Below are 24,366 nucleotides of genomic sequence, written 5' to 3' on the forward strand. Positions count from 1 at the left end.
GGAAGTACGGGAAGGGCGCGGCCTGCGGGTCGCGCCCTTTCTGCTTTTGGGGCGGGTCAGACGCCGTCGTAGATGTCATCCAGGCTGAGGCCGCCGGGCACCGTCTCCAGCGGGACCAGCGCGTCGCCGATGTAGTCCCGCACGAACCAGCCTTCCGCCTGTCGGGACCAGAGCTGGACCCACCGGGACTGGCTGTCCACGAACAGGATTTCCTGCACGGTGGGGATCAGCCGGTAGTCCTGGCCCTTGCGCCCCCGGTCATGGGCCATGGTGGTGGGGGACAGGATTTCGACCACCAGGGCCGGGCCCGTGATCCACTTGCCGTCGCGGGCATGGGGGCGACAGGACACGGCGATGTCCGCCTCATAGAAGGCATCATCCCGGTTGGGCAGGCGCAGCCCCGCTTGGGCATAGGGACGGCAGGGCAGACTGAGCTTGGCCCTCAGCAGGCTGGCCAAGTTCACGGCCAAGGCACCATGCCCGGCAGTTGGTGGGGCCATGGCTACGATCCGGCCATTGACCAACTCATACCGCACGTCCGGCTCTCCCTCGTACTCCAGGAACTCTTCCACGGTGATGAGCTTTTCACCGGGGTGGCCGGGCATGGGTGCCTCCGTCTCGATCCGCTTGAGGATGCGCGTCCCGCGGGCGTGTTTCAAGCCACCCCCATCCCATGCTGTCCCGTCCTGGCAGACTCGCGGGCACCCCGCATTCCAACGGCGGGCCGGCGATGGCACAGTCTCCGCCCCGGCGCGGGGCTTGGAATCGTCTGGCCTTCGCCCGCCGCGCTGGGTAGAACCTACGGCCTTCCTTTTGCTGGACCCGCTGTGATGACGAGCCTCGACGCCCTGAAGTCCGACCTGCTGTCCCTGGTGAGCGGTGCTTCCGACCTGCCCGCGCTGGAAGAGGCCCGCGTGGCGGCCCTGGGCAAGAAGGGACGCATCACCGGGCTGATGGGCGACATGCGCGCCCTGTCGCCGGAGGAACGGAAGGAACGGGGCCAGCAGCTGAACGCCCTGAAGGACGAGGTGGCCGCCGCCATCGAGGCGCGGCGCGGCGTGCTGGCCAAGGAGGCGCTGGCGAGGCGGCTGGAGGCGGAGCGGGTGGACGTGACCCTGCCCGCGCGGCCCGAGGCCCAGGGCCGCATCCACCCCATCACCCAGACCATCGACGAGATCGTGGCGATCTTCGCCGCCATGGGCTTCACCGTGGCGGAGGGGCCGGAGATCGAGGGGGAGTTCAACAACTTCACCGCCCTGAACATGCCGGCCAACCACCCCGCCCGGCAGATGCACGACACCTTCTACCTGCCCGCCGCGCCGGACGGGACGGACCGGGTGCTGCGCACCCACACCAGCCCGGTGCAGATCCGCACCATGCTGGCGGAGAAGCCGCCGATCCGGATCATCGCGCCGGGGCGCACCTACCGCTCCGACTATGACCAGACCCACACGCCCATGTTCCACCAGGTGGAGGCGCTGGTCATCGGGGAGGACATCCACATGGGCCACCTGAAGGGCACCCTGCTGGAGTTCGCCCGCGCCTTCTTCGGGATCGACGACCTGCCGGTGCGCTTCCGCCCCAGCTTCTTCCCCTTCACCGAGCCGAGCGCCGAGATCGACATCGGCTGTTCCCGCAAGGGCGGGGAGCTGAAGCTGGGCAACTTCGGCGACTGGCTGGAGATCGGCGGCAGCGGCATGGTGCACCCCAAGGTGCTGGAGAATTGCGGCCTGGATCCCAGCCGCTGGCAAGGCTTCGCCTTCGGCATGGGGATCGAGCGGATGGCCATGCTGAAGTACGGCATCCCCGACCTGCGCACCTTCTTCGAGGCGGACCTGCGCTGGCTGAAGCATTACGGCTTCGTGCCGCTGGACATGCCCAACCTGGCCCAGGGGCTGGGGCGGTAGTTACGGTGCCGACCATCGCCGAATTCGACGGGATTAAGGTGCTGATGTATTATCGGGACCACGAACCTGCCCACTTCCATGTGGAGTACGGGGAGGCGGAGGCCCTGGTGCGCATCGCGGATTTGGGCCTGATTGATGGCGAGGTGCCCAGCCGTATCATGCGGCGGGTCCTGGATTGGGCGCGGCCGCGGCAGGCCGCGCTGGCCCTGAACTGGTTGAAGTGCCGCGGCCACGTGGCGCCGGACCGATTGTGAGGATCGTGATGCCCGGCTTGCTGAAGAACAGGATCGTCACGGCCAAGCCCGACCCGTCGACCCGGACCATCGCGCTGACCTGGGAGGATGGGTCGGAGACGGCCTATGACCTTTCCGCCGCCATCGCCCAGGGGGGCGTGTTTGCGGCATTGCATGACCCCGCCATATTCTCGGCCCTGGCCATCGGCCCCCGCGGCCGGTCGCTGCGGTGGCCGGGGGATGTCGACATCGACGCCGATGCGATCTGGTTTGACGCCCACCCCCAGGACAACCCATTCACCAAGCCCGCCGCGGCCGAGTGATCCCGACATTCCCGCCTGACGGACACATCCCATGAAGTTCTCCCTCTCCTGGCTCAAGGCGCACCTGGACACGGATGCGTCGCTGGACACCATCACGGACAAGCTCACCGCCCTGGGCCTGGAGGTCGAGGGGGTGGAGGACCGCGGGCGGGAGCTGGCGGCGTTCCGCATCGCCCATGTGGTCAGCGCGGAAAAGCACCCCAACGCCGACAAGCTGAAGCTGTGCATGGTGGATGCCGGCACGGGGGAGCTGGTGCAGGTGGTCTGCGGCGCGCCCAACGCCCGGGCCGGGATCAAGGGCGTGTTCGCCCTGCCGGGTGCCGTCATCCCGGTGGACGGGTCGGTGCTGAAGGTCGGCGCCATCCGCGGGGTGGAGAGCCGGGGCATGCTCTGCTCCGAGCGCGAGCTGAAGCTGTCGGATGAGCATAACGGCATCATCGAGCTGCCGGAGGACGCGCCCGTGGGCGCCAGCTTCGCCGAGTGGCGGGGCCTGAACGACCCGGTGATCGAGATCGCCCTGACCCCCGACCGGGCCGACTGCGCCGGCGTGCGCGGCATCGCCCGCGACCTGGCCGCCGCCGGGCTGGGCACGTTGAAGCCCCAGGACACCAGCCCCGTCCCTGGCAGCTTCCCCGCCCCGGTGACGGTGCGGCTGGAGACGCCGGGCTGCTACCAGTTCGCCGCCCGGGTGATCCGCGGCGTCAAGAACGGCCCCAGCCCGCGCTGGCTGCAGGACCGGCTGCTGGCGGTGGGGCTTCGCCCCATCAGCGCCCTGGTGGACATCACCAACCTGTTCAGCCTGGACCAGGCCCGGCCGCTGCACGTGTTCGACGCTGCCAAGCTGCGGGGCGACCTGCTGCTGAAGCCGACGGCGGAGGGCGACAGCTTCCTGGCCCTGAACGGCAAGGAATATGCCTGCCCCGCTGGGCTGGTGGGCATCTATGACGACAGCGGGATGGTCTCCCTGGCCGGCGTCATGGGCGGGGAGACGACGGGCGTGACCGAGGCCACCACTGACGTGGTGCTGGAAGTGGCGCTGTTCGACCCCGTGATGATCGCCAAGGCGGGCCGCGCGCTCGCCATCGACAGCGACGCCCGCTACCGCTTCGAGCGCGGGGTGGACCCGGCTGGGGTGGTGGCGGCGGTGGAGCAGGCCACCCGCCTGATCCTGGACCTCTGCGGCGGCGAGGCGGGGGAGACCTTCATCGCCGGCGCCGAGCCCGAGTGGCGCCGCACCCTGCCCCTGCGCCCGTCCCGCGTTGCCCACCTTGGCGGCGTGGACGTGCCGGAGGCGGAGCAGGTGCGCATCCTGGAGGCGCTGGGCGTGGAGGTCCGGCAGGACGACGGGCGACTTGCCTGCGTGCCCCCGTCCTGGCGCGCCGACATCCATGGTGAGGCGGACCTGGTGGAGGAGGTGCTGCGGGTCCACGGCTTCGACCAGATCCCCGCCACCCCCCTGCCCCGTGACGTGACCACGCCGAAGCCCGCCCTGTCCGGCACCCAGCGCCGGGTGTCCCTGGCCAAGCGCGCCCTGGCCGCCCGCGGCCTGCTGGAAGCGGTGACCTGGTCCTTCGTGCCCCATGAGGTGGCCGGCCTGTTCGGGCAGGTGAACCCGGACCTGAAGCTGCTGAACCCCATCAGCACCGACTTGGCGGTGATGCGGCCCAGCATCCTGGCGACCCTGATCGGTGCCGCGGGCCGCAACGCCGCGCGCGGTTTCCCCGATGTGGGATTGTTCGAGGTGGGCCCCGCCTTCCGCGACCCCACGGACAAGGGCCAGGACACGGTGGCCGCGGGCGTGCGCGCCGGGGCGGCGGTGTCGCGCAACTGGGCAGGCCCGACGCGGGCCGTGGACGTGTTCGACGCCAAGGCGGACGCCGTGGCGGTGCTGGAGGCGGCAGGCGCGCCGACGGCCAACCTGCAGGTGACCCGCGACGCGCCGGACTGGTACCACCCGGGCCGGTCGGGCGTGCTGCGCCTGGGCCCCACCGTGCTTGCCCGATTCGGTGAGGTGCACCCCAGCATCCTGGAGGCGCTGGACGTGGCCGGCCCCGTGGTGGCGTTCGAGGTGTTCCTGGAGGCCGTGCCCGCCCCGAAGAAGAAGGGTGGCACCGCCAAGCCGCTGCTGGTCCTGTCGCCCTTCCAGCCCGTGGACAGGGATTTCGCCTTCCTGGTGGATGCCGGGATCGAGGCGGACAAGCTGGTGAAGGCCGCCAAGGGGGCGGACAAGGCCTTGATCTCCGACGTCTTCGTCTTCGACGTCTACCAGGGCTCTGGCGTGGAGCCGGGCAAGAAGTCCGTCGCCCTGTCGGTCACCCTGCAGCCCGTGGACAAGACCCTGACCGACGCGGAGATCGAGGCCGTGGCCGGCAAGGTTGTGGCGGCGGTGGCCAAGGCCACGGGGGCTTCCTTGCGCACCTGACCGATGCACGTTACGGCCTATCCATTATTGCGTGTGTCCCGTCGGGCACAAGAATCGGCGCCACCGGATAATTCGGTGGCGCCGATTTGCTTCGCCCCTTGCGACGGTGCAGGGAGTTCCACCACATTGTAGGAAACCATAAAGGATAGCTGGCTACCGTGCGGGCCAGTGGAAGGTCCACCGGGGAGGCGACATGCAGGCGTTCAAGAATCTGCCGATCGTGCAGAAGCTTCTGATCCCCCTCGTGCTGATGGGGGGCCTGACAGTCGGCACCTCCCTGTATGCGCTGTCGCAGATGCGGACCGTCGGCGACGAGTATCAGGGACTGATCGCCGAGGAGGTCACCGCCACCCAGGCCATCCTGCGCGCCAACGAGGCCGTGTCCACCATCGGCCGCACCGCCTACCTGATGCTCGCCGAATCGGACAGTTTCATCCTGGAGGGGCTGAAGGATGAGATCGGCGTCACGGCAGAGGGGCTGACCAAGCAGCTGGCGACGGTGGAGCAGCTGGTCCCTGAGTTCAAGAACGACCTGGACAGCGCGCGCGGCGACTTTACCGAGCTTCTGGCCATCATCGAGAAGGCCCGCCAGCTGGCCATGGCCGGAAAGGGCCAGGAGGCCGGCCGCGAGCTGGTGGATGTGGCCGACCCGAAGATGACCGACGGGCTGGACAAGCTGGCCGGCCTGACCCGGGAGCTGGAGAAGCGGACGGCGGAGGAGAACGCGGCCGCCGCCTCGCTCTATGACGACGCCCTGCGGGTGACCCTGACGGTGGGGCTGACCGGCACGGCCCTGTTCCTGGCGCTGGCCCTGTGGCTGACCCATGTGGGCGTGTCCCGGCCGCTGAAGCGGCTGGTGCGCTCCATGACCGCCCTGGCCGACGGCAATCTGGACGTGGCCGTCACCGGCGGCGAGCGCAAGGATGAGATCGGCGCCAACGCCCGTGCCCTGGCGGTGTTCCAGCAGAACATGCGCGACGCCGACCGCATGCGGTCGGAGCAGGAGGCCATGAAGGCCCAGGCGGAGGCCGACAAGCGCGCCGCCCTGCGCCGGCTGGCGGACGAGTTCGAGGCCAGCATGGACGAGGTGGTGCGGTCCGTGGCCCAGGCGGCGGAACGGATGCGTGGCACGGCCCAGGGGCTGACCGGGGTGGCGGAGCACACCAACCGCCAGTCCGCCGCCGTGGCCAGCTCTGCCGAGCAGGCGGCCCAGAACGTCAACACCGTGGCCGCGGCGGCGGAGGAGCTGTCAGCCAGCATCCATGAGATCGCCCGCCGGGTAGCGGAGAGCAGCCGCATCGCCACGGAGGCGGTGAACGAGGCCGCCCGATCCAACCAGACCGTCACGGGCCTTGTGGAGGCCGCCAGCCGGATCGGGGAAATCGTCCGCCTGATCAACGACATCGCCAGCCAGACCAACCTGCTGGCCCTGAACGCCACCATCGAGGCGGCCCGGGCCGGCGAGGCGGGGCGCGGCTTCGCCGTGGTGGCGCAAGAGGTCAAGGCCCTGGCCACCCAGACCGCCAAGGCCACGGAGGAGATCGGCGGCCAGATCGGGGAGATGCAAGCCGCCGCCGGCAGCGCCGCCGAGGCCATCCGCGGCGTGGGCGGCACCATCGGCCGGATCAACGAGATCGTGACCACCATCGCCGCCGCGGTCGAACAGCAGGGCGCCGCCACCAGCGAGATCGCCCAGAGCGTGGCCCAGGCCGCCGCGGGCACCAACGACGTCAGCGGCACCATCGGCGACGTCACCCGCGCCGCGGCCGAAACCGGCACCATGGCCGGCGACGTGCTGGCCGCCGCCAACGAACTGGTGGAGGAATCGGGCGTGCTGCGGAACCAGGTCGAGGGCTTCGTGGCGCGGGTGCGGGCGGGTGATGCCAGGGTTCCCTCTCCCTGGGGAGAGGGTGCCTCGCGCAGCGAGGCGGGTGAGGGAGGTGGGCGTAAGGACTGACCCTGGCTCTGCTCCCGGCCCCCCTCACCCCAACCCTCTCCCCGGTGGGGAGAGGGGGAGGTTTCGAAGAACCCGTCCCCCTCATCCGGCGCTTACACGCCGCCTTCTCCCAGGGAGAAGGAACAGGGGTCACGCCGAACAGCTCGCCCCGCCCAGCACGCAGAACTTGGCGCAGTGGGGGTGGTTCAGGGGCACGACCTTCCGGCTGTCGGCCAGGGTGCCGCCCAGCTCGAACCGCGGGTCATAGGGCAGCAGGGTGCAGGCGACGACGGCGGGCCCGTCCGCCCCCTTGCGCTTCACCACCATGCGGCTGCTGGCGCACATCATCTGGTCCGGGTGCTTGTCCAGGATGGCCCAGCAGCCGGTGCTGACCTCCGGCACGTCCACCCGCTCATCCATCTCCGGGAACAGGACGAGGCGGCTGGGGTCCTGGGTGTCCAGGGGGATGCCCAGCTCGGCGAACAGGCGGGCATAGCCGGCGCGCATGGCGCCTTCCGCCTCCCCCGACAGCTTGCGGCCGGCCACGGCCAGGTTGAAGCCGTGCTGGCCCAGCCAGCGCAGCCCCTTCATCAGCGGTTCCCAGGTGCGGGGGCCACGCTCCGCCTCATGCACGGCGGGGCCGTAATGATCGATGGAGACGCGCAGCGCGAGCTGGTCGCCATACCGCTCCCTCAACGCCAGCAACGCCTTGGCATGGCGCTGCATGGGGCGCATGGCGTTGGTCAGCACCAGGGTGCGGAAGCCGCCGGACAGGCAGTCCTCGAGGATCCCCAGGACATCCGGGTTCATGAAGGGCTCGCCGCCTGTCAGGCCGATCTCCCGCGTGCCCAGGCCCTGGGCCGCGATCTCATCCAGGTAGGCCTTCACCTCCGCCCGGCTGATATAGGCGAGACGGTCGTTCTTCGGGCTCGATTCGATATAGCAGTTCAGGCAGGTAATGTTGCACAGGGTGCCCGTGTTGACCCACAGCGTCTCCAGCCGTTTCAGGGCCACCCTGGCGCGGGGTTCCCCCTTGGCGGTGCGGTCCGCGTCGCGGAACTTGGCGGGGTCCAGGGGCTTCAGCGCGAGGGGGGCGGGGGCGGCCAGGGTCATCAGCGCGGGCATACGTCCATCGGGGAACCTCAACAGCAACATAAACGGCCCGGAGCGTAAAGCATCCCCCTCCCGTGCGCCCTCACCGGGTCGTGAAGGGGGTGCCTTCACCCCGGGTCCTGGAACCACCCCTCAGCCACGGCTTGGCCCACGCCGGAAACATGCTAGCTTGGGTGCCATGTACAGCGATGTCCTCGACCTCAGGGAGTTCTACCAGGGCAGCCTGGGACAGGTGGTGCGCCGCCTGATCCGGCGGCGCATCCGGCAGCTCTGGCCTGATGTCACGGGCATGCGGGTGCTGGGGCTTGGGTACGCGACGCCCTATCTGCGCCCCTTTCGGGAGGAGGCGGAGCGGGTGGTGGCGGTCATGCCGGCCAGCCAGGGCGTCACCTTCTGGCCGCCGGAAGGGCCGGGGCTGGTGGCGCTGGGGGAGGAATCGGAACTGCCCTTCCCCGACATGTCCATCGACCGGGTGCTGCTGGTCCACGGGCTGGAATGCACGGAGGAGCTGCGCCCGATGATGCGGGAGGTCTGGCGCGTGCTGGCCGGCGGCGGGCGGCTGATCGTGGTGGCGCCCAACCGGCGCGGCATCTGGGCCCGGTCGGACCGGACCCCCTTCGGCCATGGCAGCCCCTTCTCCCCGTCCCAGCTCAAGCGCACGCTGCGGGCCAACCTGTTCGTGCCGGAGCGGGAGGCCTGCGCCCTGTTCATCCCGCCCACCAGCTCCCGCTTCTTCCTGGCCAGCGCGGGGCCGATCGAGGAGGTGGGGGAGCGCTGGTTCAAGGCCATCGCCGGCGTGAACATGATCGAGGCGTCGAAGCAGATCTACGCCAACGCCGGGAAGGCCAAGGCGCGCAAGCGCTCCGGCCTGCTGTCCCCCTCCGCCCAACCCGCCTTCGGCCGCCTGGCGGCGGAGCGGGGCGAGGGGAAAGAGGGTTAGGCTTATCGCTTGCCCAACCCCCGCCCCGCGATCACCGCCCCGCCGACGATCAAGGCCGCGGCGGCGGCCAGGGTCCAGCTCAACGCCCCGCGGCCGGCCAGCAGCAGCAGGGCGGTGGACATCAGGGGCGTGGCATAGCTGATGGCGCCCAGGGTCTGGATGTCGCCCCGCTTCACCCCATGGTCCCAGACGAAAAAGGCGGCCCCACGGGCCCCAGCCCCATGGCGACGATCGCCAGCCAGGCCGTGCCCCGCGGCCAGCTCCCCCACGGCTCCAGCGCCAGGTGGCAGAGGAAGGCCAGGGCCGCGGTGGCCAGGATGAAGAAAGCCACCGCCTCCGTCGGCACATGACCCACCCGGCGGGACAGGACGGAATAGCCGGCCCAGGTGATGGCGCAGGCCAACGCCGCAAGGTAGCCGGTCAGGTACTCGGCCCGGACCTGGAGCCCCTGCCCGCCCGTGACCAGCAGCGCCGTGCCCGCCAGCCCGGCGGCCGCACCCAGCAACTGCGCCTTGCCCAGCCGCTCCCCCGGCAGGAAGCCGGCGAAGACGACGATCAGCAGCGGCCACAGGTAGTTCACCAGGTTGGCTTCCACCGCCGGGGCGGTCTGGAGCGCCAGGAAATAGAGGAAATGGTAGCCGAACAGCCCACCCACCCCCAGCAGCCAGACCTTGGGCGGCTGGCGCATCGCGGCGAAGGGCGCGCCGCCGCGGGCCAGCAGCACGGCCAGCCCCGTGACACCCCCCACCCCGAAGGACAGGGCCACCAGCAGGAAGGGCGGCACCGGCCCGGCCAGGTCCGCCAGCAGCGCCAGCGTCGCCCACATCAGGATGGCCGACGCCCCCACCAGCGTGGCCCGGCGGACGGCGGGGTGGTCAAGGGTGGCGGCGGTCAATTCCCGTCGAACCGATCTTCGGGAATGGGTTCCTGGGTACCGGCCCGGGCCAGGATTTCCAGGGCGCGGCCGCGAGGCACCCGGGCGGCACGAGCCGCAAGATATGCTTCGGCCTCGGCCTGGATCTGGATCATGGCCCGAGCGGCGAGATACCGTCCTGCTTCCGTCTCGCCTTCTTCTGGCAGTCTCTCGCGGTCCATCATGGCCCCCAAGTTTCGAGGCCGCATCTTACGACAGGACCGGGTTTCCCTCTACAACCTTCCCCGCCACCTTCGTGCTCAGCACCAGGACTGAGCGGGTGGAGCCCAAGGGGGCCAGGGCGGTGATGATCCGGTCCAGGTGGCGGACGTCGCCGGCGGCCAGCTTCAGCAGGTAGCTGTCCTCCCCCGTCACCTCATGGCACTCCAGCACCTCAGGCACCTCCGCGGCGAAGGACTCGATGGCGGCGTCCTGGCCGGGGAAGGCGCGGATGCCGACGAAGGCGGTCAGGCCCCAGCCCAGCGCCGCCCGGTTGACCTGGGCGTGGTAGCCCTGTATCAGGCCCGCGACCTCCATGCGGCGCACGCGCTCGGCCACGGCGGGCGGCGTCAGCCCCACCAGCCTGGCCAGGTCGGTGAAGGGGCGGCGGGCGTCGCGCTGCAGCTCGGCCAGAAGCCTGCGGCCGATCTCGTCCAGCAGGTCGGTCGGTGGGGTGGGGCGTGCGGTCATGGCGGCGCATCCTAACCGCGCCGAAGGATTTCCGCCATTCCGTCAGGGCTGTGCGGTTGGGGTGGTTCGCGCCGCGGCACCGGTGCGGGAAGGTGGGGTGGGGCTTGCTGGAAGAGCTGGGACTGCTGTGGCGGGGCATCATCCTGGGCGTGGTCATCGCCGCGCCGGTGGGGCCCATCGGCCTGCTGTGCATCCGCCGGACGCTGGAGCGGGGCCTGGCCGCCGGCTTCGCCACGGGCATCGGGGCGGCCATGGCCGACGCCTTCTTCAGCGCCATCGCCGCCTTTGGTGTGACCGCCATCCTGGACCTGATCACCGGCCACATCGGCGCCCTGCGGCTGGTGGGGGGCGTGTTCCTGATCGGCGTGGCCATCCACAGCTTCCTGCGCGACCCCAAGCCCCTGGCCGCCGTGCCGGAGCCCGGAAACCTGGTGGCCGCCACGGCCAGCGGCTTCGCCCTGACCTTCACCAACCCGGTGACCATCCTGGGCATCGTCGCCGTGGTGGTGGGCTTCGGCACCACGGACAGCACCCTGCACGCCACCACCCTGGTGGCGGGCATCCTGCTGGGGTCGCTGGCCTGGTGGTCCATCCTGTGCGGCGGCATCAGCCTGCTGCGCCACCGGGTCACGGCCAAGACCGTGCACTGGATCAACATGAGCACCGGCGTGCTGCTGGGGGCGCTGGGCCTGTGGGCCCTGGCGGGGCTGTGGCTGAGGCCGATGGCGGGGTAAGGGTCAGGCCCGCCGCACCAGGGTCAGGTTGATGCACAGGGCCAGCAGGCCGCAGGCGGCGATGATGGCGCACATGGGCACGGGCGTGCCGTCGGCGAAGTGGCCCACCAGCCAGCCGGTGCCCGCCCCCAGCCCCAGTTGCAGCGTGCCCGCCAGGGCAGAGGCCGCCCCTGCCCGCTCCGGCACCCTGGCCAGGGCGCCGGCCATGCCGTTGGCCCCCACCAGCCCGGTCATGCCCAGGTAGCCGACCAGGGGCACCACGATGCCCCACAGGCCGCCGACGCCGCTGGCGCCCGCCGCCAGCAGCACGCAGCCCATGCTGGCCGCCACCGCCGTCCCGGCGCGCATCAACGGGTCGGTGCCCAGGCGCAGGACAAGCCGGCTGTTCACCGTGTTCACCAGCATCATGCCGACCACGTTCAGCCCGAACAGGAAGCCATATTGCTGCGGCGGCACGCCGAAATACTCGATATACACATAGGGCGTGCCGGCGATGTATGCGAACATGCCGGCGAAGACGAAGCCGCTGGACAGCACATAGCCCAGGAACCGCCGGTCCCGCGCCAGCGCCAGGTAGCTGCGCAAAGCCTGCACGCCGCCGCCCATCACCCGCCGGGAGGGGTGCAGCGTCTCCCGCAGGGTCGCCAGCCCGGCCAGCGCCACCAGGCCGAAGCCGGCCAGCACCCAGAAGATCGTCCGCCAGCCGCTGTGGGCCAGCACCTGCCCGCCGGCCAGGGGGGCCAGCATGGGGGCGATGCCCATGACCAGCATCATCAGGCTCATGGTGCTGGCGGCCCGGTCCTTGTCAAAGCTGTCACGCACCATGGCGCGGGCCAGCACCGGGGCCGCCCCCGCCCCCAGCCCCTGCACGAAGCGCCAGCCGGCCAGCCCGACCACGCTGCCCGCCAGGGCGCAGCCCACGCTTCCGCCCACGAACAGCAGGATGCCCGCCGCCGCCGGGGCCTTGCGGCCATAACGGTCGCCCAGGGGACCCCAGGCGAGCTGGCCGAAGCCGAAGGCCACCAGGAACCAGGACAGGGTGAGCTGCACCGTCGCCTGGTCGGCGCCGAAGTCCCGGCCGATGGCGGGCAGGCCCGGAAGGTACATGTCGATGGCCATGGGGCCGAACATGGTCAGCAGTCCCAGCACGGGGATCAGCCAGGGAACCATCCCGGCCTTCACCAAGGAAGAATCGGCCGTCTGGCCCTGAGACAAGTCCGGTCCCGGCATGGGAAATCCTGTTGCTTCGGTGGCAGCAGCATTTAGCCATCGGCGACCCCGCGGGTAACCTGTCCGCAGGGAGGGGCTGCCATGCCGGGGCAGGCCGGGAACCCCCTTCCGGGGCACCCCCCTGTCGTCCGCGCGCCACAGGGGGCGTGGCTTCTGCGGCACCCGTCTTCCGCCCGCATCCCCGCTCGGCTAAGGTCAGCGCTCGACAGGGGCGGGGGACGGGAGTAAAGCACCGGCCAATCCCCCTTCGCCCCGAGGACCCGAGCCATGAAGTTCTTCGTCGACACCGCCGATATCGCCGAGATCCGCGACCTGGCCGCCACCGGCCTGCTGGACGGCGTCACCACCAACCCCTCCCTGGTGGCCAAGGCGGGCCGCAACTTCGTGGAGCTGGTGGCGGAGATCTGCGACGTGGTCTCCGGCCCGGTGAGCGCGGAGGTCGCCTCCACCGAGTTCGAGCCCATGCTGAAGGAGGGCCGGTACCTGGCCACCATCGCGCCGAACGTGGCGGTGAAGGTGCCGCTGACGCCGGCCGGCCTGAAGACCTGCCGCATCCTGGCGAACGAGGGCACAATGGTGAACGTGACCCTGTGCTTCAGCGCCGCCCAGGCCATCCTGGCCGCCAAGGCCGGCGCCGCCTTCGTCTCCCCCTTCGTCGGCCGGCTGGACGACATCGGCCAGAACGGCCTGGCCCTGATCGAGGAGATCTGCACCATCTATGCCGCCTACCCGCACTTCACCACCGAGGTGCTGGTGGCCTCTGTCCGGAACCCCACCCATGTGGTGGAGTCGGCCAAGATGGGCGCCCACGTGGCGACCATGCCGCCGTCCGTCATCCGGCAGCTGTTCAACCACCCGCTGACCGACAAGGGCCTGTCGCAGTTCGTCGCCGACTGGGCCAAGACCGGCCAGAACATCCTGGACCAGAAGATCCCCACCAAATCCGCCTGAGCGTCCACAGCAGGAAGGCCACAGCATGTTCCGCGACCCCGGACCGCCCGCCAACATCCTGGCCTCCCCCGCCCCGGAGGACGCGCTGACGGCGGAGGACGTGGCGGCCTACCTGCGGGACAACCCGGATTTCCTGGTGCAGCGGCCGGACGTCATCCCCTATCTGGTCCCGCCCTCGGCGGACCTCGGGGATGGCGTGGCCGACATGCAGTACTTCATGGTGCAGCGCCTGCGGGGGGAGCTGGCCCGCATGGCCGACCAGCAGCGGGAGCTGGTGGCCACGTCCCGCGCCAACCTGAACAACCAGAACCGGGTCCACGCCGCGGCCCTGTTCCTGCTGGACGCCACCAGCTTCACCCACCTGGTGCAGACCATCACCACCGACCTTGCGGTGCTGCTGGACCTGGACGTGGCAGCCCTGGGCGTGGAAGGCGTGACGGGGGAGGTCACCCACGTCAACCCGTCCGGCGTGCGGGTGCTGGAGCCGGGCTTCGTCAACGGCCTGCTGGGCCGCCGCGACGTGGGCCTGCGGGCCAACATCCAGGGGCTGCCTGAGATTTATGGCCAGGGCGCCGGCCTGGTCCGGTCGGAGGCGCTGGTGCGGCTGGATTTGGGCCCGGAGGCGCCGGTGGGCCTGTTGGCCTTCGGCAGCCGGGAACCGGACATGTTCCACCCCGGCCAGGCGACCGAGTTGCTGGCCTTCCTGGCCCATGTGGTGGAACGGAGCATCCGTCGGTGGCTGGACCTGCCGGGGTGAGGGGGGGCCTTCAGGCGTCGCCAAGGCGGCGCCGTGTGTGGGGAAAACGGATTTGAACGGATCAGAACGGATGAAAACGGATGGGTCTGGCATCGCGGCTTCGTTCTGATAGCGGATTGAGATTCCAGGCGGCTTCGCCGCATTCGTTTCTTTACCGTTCCAATCCGTTTCGATCCGTTTTCATCCGTTTTCCCGACACAGGCCGACGGGCGACCGGTGTTGGCCGGAAAGTCACCCGGACATGACCCCTACCCTCGGCTTTTCCTGCCAGGCGGACGTGGCGGACGCCGTCGGGGCGTGGCGGGCGTACCTGTCCAGTGAGAAGCGGTTTTCCGACCTGACGCTGGTGGCCTATACCCGCGACCTCAGCCAGTTCCTGGTCTTCCTGACGGAGTACCAGGGGGCGAAGCCATCGCTGGAGCGGTTGGCCAAGGTGTCCGTGGCCGATTTCCGCGCTTGGCTTTCCTGGCGGGCGGAAGGCGGGGCCATCGCGGCCACCCGCAACCGGGGCCTGGCGGCGGTGCGCAACTTCTTCCGTTGGCTGGACCGCACGGGCCGCATGCACAACCCCTATATCGGCGTGGTGGAGGGGCCAAGGACCAAGCGCCCCCTGCCCCGCCCCCTGACCGTGGCCGACGCGGGCACCCTGCTGGAGGAGGCGGCCGGCCTGCCCGACGCGCCCTGGGTCGGCCTGCGCGACCGGGCGCTGTTCACCCTGCTCTATGGCTGCGGCCTGCGCATCAGCGAGGGGCTGGCCCTGAACCGGAACGACCTGCCCGACGGCGCGGAGACGGTGCGGGTGCTGGGCAAGGGGTCGAAGCAGCGGCAGGTGCCGGTGCTGCCGGCGGTGCATGAGGCCCTGCGCGCCTACCTGGCGGCCTGCCCCTTCAACCCGGGGCCGGGCGGGCCGATCTTCCTGGGCGTGCGGGGCGACCGGTTGAGCGACTCGGTCGCGCGCAAGCAGATGCAGAGCCTGCGCGGCCTGCTGGGCCTGCCGGACAGTGCCACGCCCCACGCCCTGCGCCACAGCTTCGCCACCCACCTGCTGGGCGGCGGGGCCGATTTGCGCGCCATCCAGGACCTGCTCGGCCATGCCAGCCTGAGCACCACCCAGCGCTACACCGACGTGGACACGGAACAGCTCCTGGCCGTTTATGAGAACGCCCATCCGCGGGCGCGGCGTTAGGGACTGGCCGACTTCCGATGCTCACCTATTACACCCTTGACCAGGGCTGCCTGGTCCCCACCGACAAGCCCGACGGCTGCCCTCATGTGGCCTGGGTCGACCTGCACTCGCCGACGGAGGCCGAGGAGCGGGAGGTGGAGGAATGCCTGGGGCTGGACATCCCCACCAAGGCGGAGATGCGGGACATCGAGGCGTCGTCCCGCCTTTATGTGGACAAGGGCGCCCTGGTGCTGACCGTGGACCTGGTGTCCAACGCCACCGGGCCGGACCCGCGGGTGGAACCGGTGACCTTCTTGCTGCGGCCCGACGGCCAGGGCGGCGGCTGCCTGGTAACGCTGCGATATTGCGAGCTGCGCTCCTTCGCCCTGTTCGTCCAGGGCTGCAACCGGGAGCCGCTGGAGTCGGGCGATCCCTGGACCGTCTTCCTGGGCATCCTGGAGACGGTGATCGAGCGGCTGGCGGAGACGCTGGAAAAGGTGGGCGAGGATCTGGACGACCTGACCCGCCGCATCTTCCGCCGCGGCAACCGCCGGCAGTTGGCCACCGCCTCCGCCCCCCGGGCGGACCTCAGCGTCGTGTTGGAGCGGATCGGACAGCACCATGACGTGGTGTCCAAGGTACGCACCAGCCTGCTGGGGCTGGGCCGCATGGCCGCCTATGTGGCGCAGCGGCGGGAGGCGCACCTGAAGCTGCCGCCGGAGGCGCTGGCGCGGCTGGAAGCCTTCCGGGTCGACCTGGGGTCCTTGTCGGAGCATGACAACGTGCTGTCCGCCAAGGTGGACTTCATGCTGGACGCCACCCTGGGCCTGATCAACGTGGAGCAGAACGGGATCATCAAGATCTTCTCCGTCGTCTCCGTGATCTTCATGCCGCCCACCCTGGTGGCCAGCATCTATGGCATGAACTTCGACTGGATGCCGGAACTGAACTGGCCCTACGGCTACCCCTTCGCCCTGGCGCTGATGCTGGGCGCGGCGGTGCTGCCGTACCTGTATTTCAAGTGGCGGCGGTGGCTTTGAAGCGACTATTAAAATGCGGAAGCGCCGCTGTGCTAGACAATTAGTTGCGTGTCGACCATAGCAGACCCACCCTTGCAATTTACCCCTTTCGTGTAAGAATAACCGTTCGGTGTCGATTGATCGCACCCGGATTGCAAAGAGGGGAGCTTTGGAATGTTCGGCTTCACGTTGAAAGATTTTCTTGGATTTGAACGAATGGTTGCCTCATCCTTGGTGAAGCTGGTTTATTGGATCGGCATCATCCTGGGCGGACTGGCCGCCATATCGCAAGTGTTCGCCGCCTTTGGGGTCATGCGCTACAGCTTCGGGGGCGGGATCAGCTATTTGCTCGCTGCCATCGTGGGGACTGTGATTGGCGTCCTGTTCTGGCGCGTCCTTTGCGAAGGCATGATCATCATGTTCGGCATTTATGATCGACTTGGCGAGATTAAGCGCGACCTTGCACGGGGTAGCCAAGCCTGAATCTGGCCTTCCATGCGAGAAACCCCGCGGCATCGGGATGCCGCGGGGTTTCTTCTGTCATGACGGAACCGGGCGCCGCCGCTCAGATATGGATCGGCCGGCCATCCACGGCGAGGCAGGCTTCCTTGATGGCCTCGGTCAGGGTGGGGTGGGCGTGGCTGGTGCGGGCCACGTCCTCGGCCGAGGCGCCGAACTCCATGGCCAGGCCCAGTTCCTCGATCATGTCGCCGGCGTTGGCGCCGATGATGTGGGCGCCCAGGATCTTGTCGGTCTTGGCGTCGGCCAGCACCTTCACGAAGCCCTCGGTGGCCTGCATGGCGCGGGCGCGGCCATTGGCGGTGAAGGGGAACTTGCCGACCTTGTAGGCAACGCCCGCCTCCTTCAGCTGCTCCTCCGTCTTGCCCACGCTGGCAACCTCCGGCCAGGTGTAGACCACGCCCGGGATGGCGTCATAGTTGATGTGGCCGGACTGGCCCGCCATCACCTCGGCGGCCACCACGCCCTCCTCCTCCGCCTTGTGGGCGAGCATGGGGCCGGCGATCACGTCGCCGATTGCCCAGATGCCGGGCACGTTGGTACGGAAATGGTGGTCGACCTTGACGCGCTTGCGGTCGTCCAGCTCCACGCCCGCCTGCTCCAGCCCCAGCCCCTCGGTATAGGGGCGGCGGCCGATGGCCACCAGCACGCGGTCGGCCTCCAGCGTCTCCGCCGCCCCGCCCTTGGCGGGCTCCACGGCCAGCTTCACGGTGGCGCCGTCCACCTGGGCGCCGGTGACCTTGGTGCCCAGCTTGAAGGTCAGGCCCTGCTTGGACAGGATGCGCTGCATCTGCTTGGACACTTCGCCATCCATGCCGGGCAGGATGCGGTCTAGGTACTCCACCACCGTCACCTGGGCGCCCAGGCGGGCATAGACGGTGCCCATCTCCAGCCCGATATAGCCGCCGCCGATCACGACGAACTTTTCCGGCACCGCGTCCATGGAGAGGGCGCCGGTGGAGCTGACCACCTTGTCCTCGTCGATGGCCACGCCGGGCAGCGGCATGACGTCGGAGCCGGTGGCGATCAGGATGTTCTTGGTGGTGATGGTCTCCGTCGAGCCATCCTCCTTCGTCACCAGCACCTGGCCCGGGGCGGGGATGCTGCCCTTGCCGGTGAAGCGGGTGACCTTGTTCTTCTTGAACAGGAACTCCACGCCCGTGACGTTGGCGTTCACCACGCCGTCCTTGTGCTTCAGCAGCGTGCCCAGGTCCAGCTCCACCCCCGACACCTTCACGCCGAAGCCGGCCAGGTGGTGCTTGGCCTCCTGGTACTTCTCGCTGGCGGTCAGCAGGGCCTTGGACGGGATGCAGCCGATGTTCAGGCAGGTGCCCCCAGGGTCTTCCGCATCTCGACGCAGGCCGTGCGCATGCCGAGCTGGGCCGCGCGGATGGCCGCCACATAGCCGCCGGGGCCGCTGCCGATGACGACGAGGTCGAATTGGGTGTCCGCCATGGGGGTGAACCGCTTTTCTTCGTGGGGGCCGGGACCGGCCTGGGGAGGGTTTCGCGCCGAAGTTTATGGCAATGGCAAGGGCCCCTGTCCACCCGCGGGAACCCTTGCCTGCTGCGGCATGGCGGCATGGCTAGCCGGCTTGGAAGGGGGGCCGGGACGGTCGGCGGCAGGGACATACAACCGTCTGCGAACGAACTATTAAACATTTGGGGCTTAGGCTCGCCTTTCGTCTAATCGGATTTACCCGAAATTGCGTATATGCTGGCTTTGATCAGGTCCGCACCATAGAGAACGGACCAATCTCCAAAGTGACCAGTACGAAAAGACCTTGTGCCCGCAAGGCTTTCTCCGGAGGGAGGCAAGAGGATGGCGGACGGATCCCACACGGCGATTAAGGGCTTGTCCCGTAGCACCACCGCCATTGCTGATCTGGCGGAAGAGGTGGGCAGCCTTGGCGTCGCCATTGCTGACGTGGCCGGCCATGTCGACGACGTTTCGGGACGCATCAGCACCCAGGCCGGCGTGTTCGACGCCCTGCGCCGGGATGCGGCCGGGATGACCAAGGGCAACGCCGCCGTCGCCTCGGCCGCCGCCGCCGCCCGGGAGGTGACGGGCCGGGCGCGGGGTGAGGTGGCCGGCAGCCGGGAACAGGTGGAACGGGCCCTGGCCGACATCCGCGCCTTGGCCGACACGGTGGCCGGGATCGAGCGCCAGTTGGGCGGGCTGACCGCCGCCCTGGACCGGGTGGGCAAGGTCGCCGGCGGCATCAACGCCATTGCCAAGCAGACCAACCTGCTGGCCCTGAACGCCACCATCGAGGCGGCGCGGGCCGGTCAGGCGGGCCGCGGCTTCGCCGTGGTGGCACAGGAGGTCAAGGCCCTGGCCAACAAGACGGCGGAGGCGACGCAGGAGATCGACTCCACCCTGCGCGACCTGACCACCCAGGTGAAGACCCTGGCCGCCCAGGGCGCCGCCGGCGTGGCCAAGGCGGACAGCGTGCGCGGCGACACAAACCGCATCGGCGAGGTGATGCGCGCCGTGGACACCTCCATGGCCCAGGTTGGGACGGAGCAGGACCGCATCGACGAGGCCACCCGCGCCATCGGCGACCGCATTCAGGCGGTGGAGACGCGGATCATGGACCTGGCCGCGGGCGTGACCCAGTCGGCGGGCAGCCTGGGCTCGGCCCGCGACCGGCTGAACGGGTTGCTGGGCGCCAGCGAGAAGCTGATCGGCCTGACTGCCGACCTGGGCGTGGAGACGGTGGACAGCCCCTTCATCCACGCCGCCCAGGAGGCCGCCGCCCGCATCGGTGCCGCTTTCGAACGGGCCCTGGCCCAGGGCCGCGCGCGGCTGGATGATCTGTTCGACGGCGATTACCGCGCCATCGAGGGCACCAGCCCGCAGCAGGTGCTGACCCGCTTCACCGAGCTGACCGACGCCCTGTTGCCGGAGATCCAGGAGCCGGTGCTGGCCCTGTCGGACCGGGTGGTGTTCTGCGCCGCCGTGGACCGCAACGGCTACCTGCCCACCCATAACCGCAAGTTCAGCCAGCCGCAGCGGCCCGGCGACACGGCCTGGAACGCCGCCAACTGTCGCAACCGCCGCATGTTCAACGACCGGGTGGGCCTGGCGGCCGGGCGGAACCAGAAGCCCTTCCTGCTGCAGGCCTACCGCCGCGACATGGGCAACGGCCAGTACGCCCTGATGAAGGACGTCTCCGCCCCTATCATCGTGCAGGGGCGGCACTGGGGCGGGCTGCGCATCGCGTACAAGGTGTGAGGAAGGGCCTTAGACCCGTTTACCGCAGACTGGAAACGGGTCTAGCCCTTCGTGTTCCTCAGTCGCCGGCGCCGCATCCGCGGCTTGGCTTACGCGGGCATGGGCCCGCGCGGCGGCAGTCGCCGCCGAAGCGTGTTTGCGGGCAGCGCAAACACGCTCTACCCCTTCCTCAGCACCAACGCCACGGCCACCGCCACCACGGCCATGCCGGCCAGGGCGAAGGCGCCCAGCGTCTCCCCGAACAGCAGCCAGGCCATGATCGCCGTCGTCGGCGGGGTCAGGTAGAACAGGCTGGCGACGCGGGATGCCGCCCCGCGGCGGATCAGGGCGAACAGCAGGAAGATGGCGCCCACCGACAGCACCAGGCACAGCCAGGCCAGGGCGAAGACGAACTCCCCCGTCCAGTCGATGGCCATGTCCTCCGTCAGCGGCGCCAGGATGCCGAACAGCACGGCGCTGGCGGCGTACTGGATGGCGGTGCCGCTGCGCAGGTCCATGCCGCCGCAATGGCGCTTCTGGTAAAGGGTGCCGGCCGTGATGCCCACCAGGGCCAGGGTGGCCAACCCCAGGCCGGCCACCATGCCGGGCCCCAGGGACAGCTTCTCCCACACCACCAGGGCGACGCCGCAGAGGCCCAGGCCGAAGCCTAGCCACTGCCGGCCCGTCACCGTCTCCCCCAGCAGCGGCCCGGCCACCGCGGCGGTCAGCAGCGGTTGCAGCCCCACCACCAGGGCCACGGTGCCCGCGGGCAGCCCATGCTCCAGGGCGGTGAAGACGCCGCCCAGGTAGGTCCCGTGCACCAGCAGCCCCGCCAGGGCGATGCGGCCCGCCTCCCCCCGGCTTTTCGGCCAGGGCGCCCTGACGGCCAAGGCAACGCCCCCCAGCAGGGCGGCCACCAGCACCATGCGGACCAGCAGGAAGGTCAGCGGCTCGGCATAGGGCAGCCCCAGCTTGCCCCCGATGAAGCCCGTGCTCCACAGCAGCACGAACAAGGCGGGGGCCATGCGGGCCCAGGGGGAGTCGGGGGGCATCCGGGTTCCTTGGTAGGTCGGATTAGGTGCGCCAGCACCGTAATCCGACGGCAGAAGCAATGGCAGGGGGTGGATAGGCATAGGCGGGGAGCCGTCGGATTACGCGGCCAGGGCCGCTAATCCGACCTACGGACCCCAAAGAAAAACGGCCGCCCCGGGGAGGGGCGGCCGTCTTCCGTACTCAGTGCTGGCCTGGAGATCAGGCGGCCTTGCCCTGCTTGGCCACGATCTCATCCGCCACGTTCTTCGGCACCGGGTCGTAGTGCGAGAACTCCATGGTGAACGAACCACGGCCCGAGGTCATGCCGCGCAGCTGGCCGATGTAGCCGAACATCTCCGACAGCGGGACGTTGGACTCCACGGCGATGTTGTTGCCGCGCTCCAGCTGGCCCAGGACGGTGCCGCGGCGACGGTTGATGTCGCCGATGACGTCGCCCAGGTAGTCCTCGGGGATCACCACCTCGACCTTCATCACCGGCTCCAGCAGGACCGGGCCGGCCAGCTTCATGGCCTCACGGAAGCAGGCCTTGGCCGCGATCTCAAAGGTCAGGGCGTTGGAGTCCACCTCGTGGTACTTGCCGTCCACCAGGGTGGCCTTGAAGTCCACGGTCGGGTAGCCGGCGATGACGCCGTCTTCCTTCTGGAGCTTCAGGCCCTTGTCCACGGACGGGATGTACTCGCGCGGCACGGTGCCGCCGACCACCTCGTCCACGAACTCGAAGCCCTCACCGCGCTCCTTCGGCTCGAAGATGATCTTCACTTCGGCGAACTGGCCGGAACCGCCGGTCTGCTTCTTGTGGGTGTAGATGTGCGTGACCGGGCGGGTGATGGTCTCACGGTAGGCCACCTGCGGCCGGCCCATGATGCCCTCCACGCCGAACTCCGTGCGCATGCGGTCCAGCGTCACCTCCAGGTGCAGCTCGCCCATGCCGCGCAGGATGGTTTGCCCCGTCTCCTTGTCGGTCTCCAGCCGGAGCGAGGGGTCCGCGCGGACCATCTTGCCCAGGGCGGCGGAGAACTTGTCCTGGTCGCCGCGGTTCTTCGGCTCCACGGACACGCTGATGACGGGCTCGGGGAAGCGCATGCGCTCCAGCACCACCGGGGCGGTGGCGTCGCACAGCGTGTCGCCGGTGTCCGTCTCGGCCAGGGAGACGAACGCCACGATGTCGCCCGCGCGGGCTTCCTCAAGGTCGTTGGTGTCCTTGGCGAACATCTCCACGATGCGGCCGATGCGCTCACGCTTGCCGCGGGTGGTGTTCAGCAGCTGGGTGCCCTTGGCGACCACGCCGGAGTAGACGCGGACGAAAGTCAGCGCGCCGTACTTGTCGTTGATCACCTTGAACGCCAGGCCGGAGAAGGGCTCGTCGTCGGAGCAGATGCGCTCGCCGTTCGGGTTGCCGTCCGGGTCCACGGTCTTGATGGCCTCGACGTCGGTCGGGGCCGGCAGGTACCAGATGACCGCGTCCAGCAGCTGCTGCACGCCCTTGTTCTTGTAGGACGAGCCGCACAGCACGGGCACGAAGGCGCCGGACAGGGTGGCCTTGCGGATGCACTCCTTGAGGACGTCGACGCCGGGGGCCTCGAGCGTCTCCAGGTAGTGGTTCATCGCCTCGTCGTCCTGCTCGACGCAGGCTTCCACCAGCTCCTGCCGGTAGGTTTCCACCTGGCTCAGGATCTCGCGGTCATAGGCGTTGGTGATCTTCAGCTTGTCGGCCAGGTCGGCGTTGACGTCCCAGACCTCCCACTTGCTGTCCTTCTCGTCGGAGAACCAGACGTAGGCCTTCATCTCCACGAGGTCGACCATGCCGAAGAAGTTGTCTTCGGAGCCGATGGGCAGCTGCAGGCAGATGGGGCGCGCGCCGAGGCGGTCCTTCACCATCTGCACGGTGCGCCGGAAGTTGGCGCCCGAGCGGTCCATCTTGTTGACGTAGCACATGCGCGGAACCTTGTAGTTGTCCGCGAGGCGCCAGTTGGTCTCGGTCTGCGGCTCCACGCCCGCCACGCCGTCGAACACCACGACCGCACCGTCGAGCACCCGGAGCGAACGGTTCACCTCGATGGTGAAGTCCACGTGGCCTGGGGTGTCGATCAGGTTGATCTTCTTGTCCTTCCAGAAGCAGGACACCGCGGCGGACTGGATGGTGATGCCGCGCTTCTGTTCCTGCTCCAGGTAGTCGGTCGTCGTGGACGACTTCAGGTCCTTGGTGTCGTGGATGTCGATGATCGTGTGCTTGCGCCCCGTGTAGTACAGGATGCGCTCGGTCGTCGTCGTCTTGCCGGCATCGACGTGGGCAATGATGCCGATGTTACGGATGTTCGCCAACGGGGTATTGCGGGGCATAAGCTAGGCTCCGTCGTCCAGCGTCGTGTCTTGATCGTTGACCCGGCGTGGCAAGGTCGGTGATCGGGGGCGGGCCACACCCCGATACCGGAAAGCGGGCCGCATGAAAAAAACCAGGAGGCGGTGGCGAAACGCCCCGACCTCCCGGCGGCGGACTATTTAACGCGGCGCGCACCGGATTCCAAGGGGCTGGCGAGCATGACCGCTACGCGCGCGGTGAGTGTCGCAGTCCGGAAACAGGAGCAGTCCCCGCGGCAACCGCCGCCGTGGGCATCAGGCCCTGAAATGGTGAGGAATCGGTAAAGGGGAAGCGACCGCCGGCCTGCGCTTTCGGGGGTGGATGCCGTTGCCGTCGGGCGGGTGACCCGGTAAACCTTCATCACCAACGAAAACGGGAGGGTCGCGGTGCAGGACGGGTTCCAGGGCTACATGGCCAAGCCGGCGGTGAGCGCCGCGGACTATGCCGGGCTGGTGGGGACGGAGCTGGGCGTTTCCGACTGGGTGGAGATCCCCCAGGGCCTGGTGGACGCCTTCGCCGATGCCACCGGCGACCACCAGTTCATCCATGTGGACCCCGCCCGGGCCGCCATGACCCCGCTGGGCGGCACCGTGGCCCATGGCTTCCTGACCCTGGCCCTGCTGGGCGGGCTGGGGCCGAAGGTGATCCCGCCGGTGGCCGGGAGCGTCATGGGCTTCAACTACGGCTTCAACCGGCTGCGCTTCGTCACCCCGGTGCGCACCGGCAGCCGGGTGCGGGCCCGCTTCGTGCTGAAGGGCTTCGAGGAGAAGGCGCCGAAGCAGTACACCAGCACCTATGACGTGACGGTGGAGATCGAGGGGCTGGGCAAGCCGGCCCTGGTGGCGGAATGGCTGACCGTGGCGGTGGTGGGCTGACGGCCCAAGGT

Annotated in this window: 23 protein-coding genes and 1 pseudogene; 14 read left to right on the plus strand and 10 right to left on the minus strand. The window is 69.3% G+C overall.

Translation table 11 applies throughout. From position 1 onward, the window contains the following. Positions 1 to 56: 56 nt before the first annotated feature. Entirely contained in the window at positions 57 to 659 is a 603-nt protein-coding gene (locus HHL28_RS13355) for a Uma2 family endonuclease (RefSeq protein WP_169655272.1), read from the minus strand. Between the two features lie 171 nt (positions 660 to 830). On the opposite strand from HHL28_RS13355, the gene pheS reads away from it, so the two are divergent. From pheS to HHL28_RS13380, 5 genes are all read left to right on the plus strand, one after another. Next, on the plus strand, positions 831 to 1,907 hold the full coding sequence (gene pheS / locus HHL28_RS13360; RefSeq protein ID WP_075772753.1) for a phenylalanine--tRNA ligase subunit alpha: 1,077 nt from the start codon (positions 831 to 833) through the stop codon (positions 1,905 to 1,907). 5 nt (positions 1,908 to 1,912) lie between these two features. Then, on the plus strand, positions 1,913 to 2,161 hold the full coding sequence (locus tag HHL28_RS13365; protein WP_075772752.1) for a DUF4160 domain-containing protein: 249 nt from the start codon (positions 1,913 to 1,915) through the stop codon (positions 2,159 to 2,161). Between the two features lie 8 nt (positions 2,162 to 2,169). Next, positions 2,170 to 2,463: a DUF2442 domain-containing protein gene (locus tag HHL28_RS13370; RefSeq protein WP_075772751.1), complete on the plus strand. Its 294-nt coding sequence runs from the start codon at positions 2,170 to 2,172 to the stop codon at positions 2,461 to 2,463. A gap of 31 nt (positions 2,464 to 2,494) precedes the next feature. Beyond that, positions 2,495 to 4,885, plus strand: coding sequence for a phenylalanine--tRNA ligase subunit beta (gene pheT / locus HHL28_RS13375; protein ID WP_075772750.1), 2,391 nt, complete (start codon positions 2,495 to 2,497; stop codon positions 4,883 to 4,885). A 220-nt stretch (positions 4,886 to 5,105) separates the two neighbouring features. Continuing rightward, positions 5,106 to 6,842: a methyl-accepting chemotaxis protein gene (locus tag HHL28_RS13380; RefSeq protein WP_404325744.1), complete on the plus strand. Its 1,737-nt coding sequence runs from the start codon at positions 5,106 to 5,108 to the stop codon at positions 6,840 to 6,842. A gap of 129 nt (positions 6,843 to 6,971) precedes the next feature. Here the strand turns inward: HHL28_RS13380 and HHL28_RS13385 are convergent, their stop codons facing one another. After that, the gene (locus HHL28_RS13385; protein WP_404325746.1) at positions 6,972 to 7,946 is read right to left on the minus strand and encodes a radical SAM protein; all 975 of its coding nucleotides are present in this window, start codon (positions 7,944 to 7,946) and stop codon (positions 6,972 to 6,974) included. A gap of 166 nt (positions 7,947 to 8,112) precedes the next feature. Between HHL28_RS13385 and HHL28_RS13390 the strand changes: the two genes are divergently transcribed. Further along, on the plus strand, positions 8,113 to 8,874 hold the full coding sequence (locus HHL28_RS13390) for a class I SAM-dependent methyltransferase (RefSeq protein WP_075772748.1): 762 nt from the start codon (positions 8,113 to 8,115) through the stop codon (positions 8,872 to 8,874). A gap of 2 nt (positions 8,875 to 8,876) precedes the next feature. On the opposite strand, the gene HHL28_RS18760 is transcribed toward HHL28_RS13390, so the two are convergent. From HHL28_RS18760 to HHL28_RS13405, 4 genes are read right to left on the minus strand one after another with little or no spacing between them, the layout of a single operon-like run. Beyond that, the gene (locus HHL28_RS18760; RefSeq protein ID WP_404325748.1) at positions 8,877 to 9,050 is read right to left on the minus strand and encodes a hypothetical protein; all 174 of its coding nucleotides are present in this window, start codon (positions 9,048 to 9,050) and stop codon (positions 8,877 to 8,879) included. Then, a complete protein-coding gene (locus HHL28_RS13395; protein ID WP_404325750.1) occupies positions 9,047 to 9,769 on the minus strand; it encodes a DMT family transporter in 723 nt (240 codons plus the stop codon). Before HHL28_RS13395 ends, HHL28_RS18760 begins: the two co-directional genes overlap by 4 nt. Next, complete coding sequence (locus HHL28_RS13400) at positions 9,766 to 9,972, minus strand: hypothetical protein (RefSeq protein WP_169655276.1); 207 nt, start codon at positions 9,970 to 9,972, stop codon at positions 9,766 to 9,768. Before HHL28_RS13400 ends, HHL28_RS13395 begins: the two co-directional genes overlap by 4 nt. Before the next feature lie 25 nt (positions 9,973 to 9,997). After that, the gene (locus tag HHL28_RS13405; protein WP_075772746.1) at positions 9,998 to 10,477 is read right to left on the minus strand and encodes an Lrp/AsnC family transcriptional regulator; all 480 of its coding nucleotides are present in this window, start codon (positions 10,475 to 10,477) and stop codon (positions 9,998 to 10,000) included. Between the two features lie 104 nt (positions 10,478 to 10,581). Here HHL28_RS13405 and HHL28_RS13410 point away from each other — a divergent pair, with 104 nt between their 5' ends. Next, complete coding sequence (locus HHL28_RS13410) at positions 10,582 to 11,211, plus strand: LysE/ArgO family amino acid transporter (protein WP_083699460.1); 630 nt, start codon at positions 10,582 to 10,584, stop codon at positions 11,209 to 11,211. Positions 11,212 to 11,214: 3 nt separating this feature from the next. Here HHL28_RS13410 and HHL28_RS13415 read toward each other — a convergent pair whose 3' ends face one another. Then, positions 11,215 to 12,381, minus strand: coding sequence for a Bcr/CflA family multidrug efflux MFS transporter (locus tag HHL28_RS13415; protein ID WP_075772761.1), 1,167 nt, complete (start codon positions 12,379 to 12,381; stop codon positions 11,215 to 11,217). Between the two features lie 327 nt (positions 12,382 to 12,708). Here HHL28_RS13415 and fsa point away from each other — a divergent pair, with 327 nt between their 5' ends. From fsa to HHL28_RS13440, 5 genes are all read left to right on the plus strand, one after another. Then, a complete protein-coding gene (fsa, locus tag HHL28_RS13420; protein ID WP_075772745.1) occupies positions 12,709 to 13,392 on the plus strand; it encodes a fructose-6-phosphate aldolase in 684 nt (227 codons plus the stop codon). 25 nt (positions 13,393 to 13,417) lie between these two features. Beyond that, complete coding sequence (locus HHL28_RS13425; RefSeq protein ID WP_075772744.1) at positions 13,418 to 14,149, plus strand: DUF484 family protein; 732 nt, start codon at positions 13,418 to 13,420, stop codon at positions 14,147 to 14,149. Between the two features lie 241 nt (positions 14,150 to 14,390). Next, positions 14,391 to 15,335: a tyrosine recombinase XerC gene (locus tag HHL28_RS13430; protein WP_075772743.1), complete on the plus strand. Its 945-nt coding sequence runs from the start codon at positions 14,391 to 14,393 to the stop codon at positions 15,333 to 15,335. Between the two features lie 17 nt (positions 15,336 to 15,352). After that, positions 15,353 to 16,354, plus strand: coding sequence for a magnesium transporter CorA family protein (locus HHL28_RS13435; protein WP_075772742.1), 1,002 nt, complete (start codon positions 15,353 to 15,355; stop codon positions 16,352 to 16,354). 153 nt (positions 16,355 to 16,507) lie between these two features. Next, positions 16,508 to 16,816: a DUF4282 domain-containing protein gene (locus HHL28_RS13440; protein WP_075772741.1), complete on the plus strand. Its 309-nt coding sequence runs from the start codon at positions 16,508 to 16,510 to the stop codon at positions 16,814 to 16,816. Positions 16,817 to 16,898: 82 nt separating this feature from the next. On the opposite strand, the pseudogene lpdA reads toward HHL28_RS13440, so the two are convergent. After that, a pseudogene (lpdA, locus tag HHL28_RS13445) lies at positions 16,899 to 18,307 on the minus strand (dihydrolipoyl dehydrogenase). Between the two features lie 366 nt (positions 18,308 to 18,673). Between lpdA and HHL28_RS13450 the strand changes: the two are divergent. After that, positions 18,674 to 20,089, plus strand: coding sequence for a methyl-accepting chemotaxis protein (locus HHL28_RS13450; protein ID WP_075772739.1), 1,416 nt, complete (start codon positions 18,674 to 18,676; stop codon positions 20,087 to 20,089). Positions 20,090 to 20,247: 158 nt separating this feature from the next. On the opposite strand, the gene HHL28_RS13455 is transcribed toward HHL28_RS13450, so the two are convergent. Both HHL28_RS13455 and fusA read right to left on the minus strand, forming a co-directional pair. Then, positions 20,248 to 21,120 carry a DMT family transporter gene (locus tag HHL28_RS13455; protein ID WP_075772738.1) on the minus strand — a complete coding sequence of 291 codons (873 nt, stop codon included), beginning with the start codon at positions 21,118 to 21,120 and terminating at the stop codon, positions 20,248 to 20,250. Between the two features lie 199 nt (positions 21,121 to 21,319). Continuing rightward, positions 21,320 to 23,461, minus strand: coding sequence for an elongation factor G (gene fusA / locus HHL28_RS13460; protein ID WP_075772737.1), 2,142 nt, complete (start codon positions 23,459 to 23,461; stop codon positions 21,320 to 21,322). A 405-nt stretch (positions 23,462 to 23,866) separates the two neighbouring features. On the opposite strand from fusA, the gene HHL28_RS13465 reads away from it, so the two are divergent. Beyond that, complete coding sequence (locus HHL28_RS13465) at positions 23,867 to 24,355, plus strand: MaoC family dehydratase (protein WP_404325755.1); 489 nt, start codon at positions 23,867 to 23,869, stop codon at positions 24,353 to 24,355. Positions 24,356 to 24,366: the final 11 nt, after the last annotated feature.

This window comes from Aerophototrophica crusticola (assembly GCF_012913305.1).
In the GTDB taxonomy this organism is placed as follows: Bacteria; Pseudomonadota; Alphaproteobacteria; order Azospirillales; family Azospirillaceae; genus Niveispirillum; species Niveispirillum crusticola.